Origin of the sequence: Ruminococcus sp. CAG:379 (genome assembly GCF_000434255.1) — a bacterium.
GTDB lineage: Bacteria > Bacillota > Clostridia > Oscillospirales > Ruminococcaceae > Ruminococcus_F > Ruminococcus_F champanellensis.
On record NZ_FR894900.1, the window covers coordinates 62912 to 67374 of the forward strand.

At 54.4% G+C, this 4463-nt stretch carries 6 protein-coding genes and 1 pseudogene (1 of these 7 cut by a window edge); 3 read left to right on the forward strand and 4 right to left on the reverse strand.

The features are described from left to right. From QVO51_RS07045 to QVO51_RS07060, 4 genes are all read right to left on the reverse strand, one after another. Positions 1 to 226: hypothetical protein (locus QVO51_RS07045; protein ID WP_276773460.1), on the reverse strand; the 226-nt coding region annotated here is incomplete at its 3' end. 26 nt (positions 227 to 252) lie between these two features. Continuing rightward, the gene (scpB, locus tag QVO51_RS07050) at positions 253 to 846 is read right to left on the reverse strand and encodes an SMC-Scp complex subunit ScpB (protein ID WP_015558390.1); all 594 of its coding nucleotides are present in this window, start codon (positions 844 to 846) and stop codon (positions 253 to 255) included. Next, a complete protein-coding gene (locus QVO51_RS07055; protein WP_022357811.1) occupies positions 830 to 1582 on the reverse strand; it encodes a segregation and condensation protein A in 753 nt (250 codons plus the stop codon). The genes scpB and QVO51_RS07055 overlap by 17 nt, the downstream gene beginning before the upstream one ends. Beyond that, positions 1583 to 2284: a site-2 protease family protein gene (locus QVO51_RS07060; protein ID WP_022357812.1), complete on the reverse strand. Its 702-nt coding sequence runs from the start codon at positions 2282 to 2284 to the stop codon at positions 1583 to 1585. Between the two features lie 204 nt (positions 2285 to 2488). On the opposite strand from QVO51_RS07060, the gene rpmB reads away from it, so the two are divergent. From rpmB to QVO51_RS07075, 3 genes and pseudogenes are all read left to right on the forward strand, one after another. Then, entirely contained in the window at positions 2489 to 2674 is a 186-nt protein-coding gene (gene rpmB, locus QVO51_RS07065) for a 50S ribosomal protein L28 (RefSeq protein ID WP_022357813.1), read from the forward strand. A 260-nt stretch (positions 2675 to 2934) separates the two neighbouring features. After that, complete coding sequence (locus QVO51_RS07070) at positions 2935 to 4284, forward strand: carboxyl transferase domain-containing protein (RefSeq protein ID WP_022357814.1); 1350 nt, start codon at positions 2935 to 2937, stop codon at positions 4282 to 4284. Positions 4285 to 4316: 32 nt separating this feature from the next. After that, positions 4317 to 4463: pseudogene (locus QVO51_RS07075) on the forward strand (biotin/lipoyl-containing protein); it runs 265 nt beyond the window's last position.

Here is a 4463-nt window from a genome sequence, read left to right on the forward strand (position 1 = left end):
TTGGTTCAGACGTCATCGGCGGCTTATCCGGGGCAGGGGACTGCCGGGGTGCCGACTCGTCAGATTGCTTGCCGGGAGGCGGGGAATCCGCCCCCTTCCGGAGGAACAGATACCGGGCACGCCAGCAAAATGTCCCTTCGTCATAGGACAGCCAGACCCGTGCCGGCGCAAACAGCAGGATCAGCAGTATCAGCAGCAGGGTAAGCAGAATGATCCGCAGGATCATTGCCTTTGCGCCTCCTTTCCGTGTGTTTATTCCTCCGGGAACAGCTCCTCCGGAATATCCGGATCAGGAGCATCCGCTGGATCCAGATCCAGCAGACTGCCCTGGGGATCCTTTCCGGGCAGAGGGGGCAGTTCCTCAATGGAATGCAGTCCAAAGCATCGCAGAAACCGACTGGTGGTTCGGTAGGCGATGGGCTTGCCGGGTACATCCAGCCGCCCTGCCTCCTCCAGCAGATCTTTTTCCACCAGGTTGTTGATGACCGAGGAGCTGTCGATGCCTCGGACATTTTCTACAAAGCTTTTGGTGACGGGCTGGTTATATGCCACAATGGTCAGTGCCTCCATGGCTGCATTGGACAGGGGAGCGGTACGCTTGGTCTCAATGGCTTTTTTGATAGATTCCGCAAAGGCAGGACGGGTGCAGAGCTGGTAGCATTGCTCCAACTGCAACACCCGCAGGGCGCTTTGCTGGGCATCGTACCGGTCGTTCAGCAGAGCGATCACCTTGGGGATTACTTCCTCCTCCAGACCGCATGCCTCTGCCAGCCGTGCCGCCGGGATTGGCTCTCCATAGGCAAAGAGGACGGCTTCCGCCTCCGAAATTTTATTCTTCAGTTGCATGTTCTCTCACAATCCTGTATTTTTTCGTAATGGCATGGGGCTTGCAGAAGGACAGTTCCGTATTGTCCGCATTGAGCCGGGTTCTGCCGGTTTTGGTCAACTCCAGTACCGCAAGAAAGGTCGCCACCCGGGCGGAGCGATCCGTCATGCCCTCGTACAGGTTGTCCACCCGGACGGAGCCTTCTGCATACAGCCGCCGCAGCACATAGACTACTTTTGAAATGACGGATACCACCCGCTGCTGTACCACAGCCTGGATCCGGTCCGTCAGGGGAGCCTTGGCGTTGGGCTGGGGCTTTGCTCCGATTTGCAGATACGCCTGCCGCAGCACCTCCGGTTCGTGCTGATGCCGGTAGGTGGGATCGATCTGCACCGGCATCTGCCGCCGGACAAAGATGCAGTCCCCGATATCCCGTTTTGCAAGCTCTGCCGCAGCCAGCTTGCAAAGGGAGTACTCGATGAGGGCACCTTCCAGCTCCTTTTTGACTGCCTCCGCCTCTTCCGGGCTTGGCAGCAGGGACACGGTCTTGATGTAGATCAGCCGTGCCGCCATCTCAAGAAATTCTCCTGCCAGTTCGTAGTCCTGCTCGCTGCATTGCTCTATATATAATAGGTATTGCTCCAGCAGCTTGGAGATCTCGATGTCGTTGATGTTCAGCTTATGCTTGGCGATCAGATGCAGCAGCAGATCCAAAGGCCCCTCAAACACAGGCAGCTTGAATGAAATCTGTTCCATTTACAGTGTCCCCAGCAAATTTGGGATCCAGTTGGTCAGAGTGAGCAGCAAATTGTATATGTGCTGTTCTACAAATCCAATGGGGCCGGACAGCACGCCGGTCACCAGGATCACCATAAATACAATGGAAATCATCCTCTGATTCTTATAGAAGAAGGCGTCCACCTTGGAGCTTGTGAAGTAGCCCAGAATGTGGGAACCGTCCAGGGGCGGAATGGGGATCAGGTTGAAGATGGCAAGCCCAAGGTTGATGAAAATAAACGCCTGGAGCATGTAGTAAAGAACGAAATAGGTGTTGACCCCGCCGCTTGTGTAGTAATCCACCACGGCAGTCTGCACCACCTGGAAACAGCAGAATACCCGGTAGATGACCATGCTGAGGATGGCCACCAGCAGATTGGACAGAGGCCCGGCAAGGGCTGTGATTGCCATGCCTCCCCGCATGCTGATCTTCCGGTCAAACCGATTCGGGTTGACCGGTACGGGCTTCGCCCAGCCAAAGCCGGCAAACAACAGACAGATGGTGCCAACCGGGTCGAAATGCGCCAGAGGATTCAGGGTCATGCGTCCCTGGATGCTGGCGGTGTCGTCCCCCAGCTTATACGCCGCATAGGCGTGGGCACATTCGTGGATGGGGGTGACCATGCAGATGACGATCAGTCGTGTGAAAAAATCCAAAAAGGTGGAAAGATCCAGATTCAAGATTGCGTCCTCTCTTTCAGTTTGTAATCGTATACACCATTTATTATACATGAATTCTGGGCTATTTACAAGCCAAAATTGCACTTTCTTTCAGTGCCGTAAAAAATTTTTGATTTTTTTCAAAAAAGCCTTGCTTTTTTTCAAGAAATCTGCTAGAATAAGACTATTGACTTTCTACGATGCATGAAGGAGGTGCAACCTACCATGGCTAAGTGTGATATTTGCGGCAAGGGCGTTACTTTTGGTATTAAGGTTTCCCATTCCCACAGACGTTCCAACAGAACTTGGAAACCTAATGTAAAGCGCGTAAAGGCTGTTGTGAAGGGTACTCCCTGTCATATTTATGCTTGCTCCAGATGCCTGCGTTCCGGCAAGGTTGAGCGTGCGTAATCAAACCACAGAAAAATTTCAGGAGCATGCGGCGTGTCCGTGTGCTCCTGATTTTCTTTCCCGGCGTTTGTTTCCCGGAGAAGCCGAAAAATCGTGTAAAAACACTTGCACTCTGCGCAGAAATGTTGTATAATAAAACATGTATATTGAGTCAAGGTAACACCGTACAGGGATTGTGCGATGTACCTCAACACCCACAGGCTTTGTGCGGTGCTGTCTTGACTTTTTGGCTATTACATATGAGGAAGGAAGATCCGCACATGGAAAAAAACATGGAGAGCCGGGCATATGCACGCCTTGCCGCTCTGTTTGACGATGGTGCATTTACCGAGATCAATGCAGCTGTCAAGGAAGCAGAAGATGCGGCAGGAGTCGTTTGTGCCTACGGCTATGTAAACGGAAACGCAGTCTATGCATTTTCCCAGGATAAAACCGTAAACAACGGTGCGGTAGGCTTGCAGCATGCAGCAAAGATCACAAAGCTGTACGGACTGGCTGCCAAGACCGGTACCCCCATTGTGGGTATTCACGATTCCAACGGCGCCTTTGTCAACGGTACAGTGGATTCCCTGACCGCTTATGGCAGAATGCTGGAGGCTGCGTCCCAGCTTTCCGGCGTGGTGCCTCAGATCGCAGTGGTAGCCGGCACCTGTGCAGGAAGCGCTGCACTGCTGGCATGCGGCTCCGATTTTGTGGTGATGACCAAGGACGCAGAGCTGTTTGTAGCACCGCCCTTTGCAGAGCATGCAGGAACTGCACAATCCGCTGCCAAGGCTGGCATCTGCGCACTGGTGTGCGAGGATGACATCGCTGCCATGGAGCAGGCAAGAGCACTGGTGAACCTGATGCCCATCAACAACCTGGCTGGGGCACCCATGTTTGAGTATGCTGAAAGCGAAAGCCAGGCATCCCCCAGCCTGCCGGAGCTGGTAAAGGCTGTGGCAGACGCAGATTCCCTGCTGGAGCTGTATGGGGACTATGGCAAGGCAGCATACACTGCCCTGGCAACCCTTGGAGGCACCACGGTGGGCATTGCCGCAACCAATAAGACCGAGGATCCGCTGAATACGGAGGACTGTGCAAAGCTGGCTCGGTTCATGCGCACCTGCGATGCTTTCTCCGTTCCGGTGATTACCTTTGTGGATACCATGGGCTTTGCCGCTTCTTCCGAAGCAGAACAGACCGGCAGCATCCAGGCTATGACCCGGCTGGCAGCATGCTACGCAGAGGCAACCACCATCAAGCTGTCCGTTGTGACCGGCAATGCCGTGGGCGCAGCATTCACTGCTCTGGCTGGTGCAGCATGCGGCGCAGACTTTACTTATGCCTGGGATCAGGCTGTGATTTCTCCCATGGCACCCCTGACTGCTGTAGAATTCCTGTGGCATGATAAGCTGAAGGGCGCTGCGGATGCAAATGCAAAGCGCAAGGAGCTGGCTGCGGAGTATGCAGCAACTCTGGCAAGCGCACAGAGCGCAGCGGAAAAGGGCGGCGTGGATGCAGTAATCGCACCGGCAGACACCAGAGTGACTTTGCTTTCCGCCCTGGATATCCTCAGCGGCAAGCGGGTAAGCAAGCTGCCCAAGAAGCACAACAACATTCCGTTCTAAGCGGTTTATATTGAGAAAAGGTGGTACATACAATGAAAAGATTTAGCGTAACCGTAAATGGCAAGGCATACGATGTAGCAGTGGAGGAGATCACCGGCGCAGCACCGGCTCCCGTTGCTGCGGCACCTGCACCTGTGGCAGCAGCGCCTGCACCGGCTCCGGCTCCCGCAGCAGCTCCC

Excerpts from the sequence above, each read along its gene's own strand:
- scpB (WP_015558390.1), bottom strand. The coding sequence starts at position 846 with ATGCAACTGAAGAATAAAATTTCGGAGGCGGAAGCCGTCCTCTTTGCC.
- QVO51_RS07055 (WP_022357811.1), bottom strand. The coding sequence starts at position 1,582 with ATGGAACAGATTTCATTCAAGCTGCCTGTGTTTGAGGGGCCTTTGGAT.
- rpmB (WP_022357813.1), top strand. The coding sequence starts at position 2,489 with ATGGCTAAGTGTGATATTTGCGGCAAGGGCGTTACTTTTGGTATTAAG.
- QVO51_RS07070 (WP_022357814.1), top strand. The coding sequence starts at position 2,935 with ATGGAAAAAAACATGGAGAGCCGGGCATATGCACGCCTTGCCGCTCTG.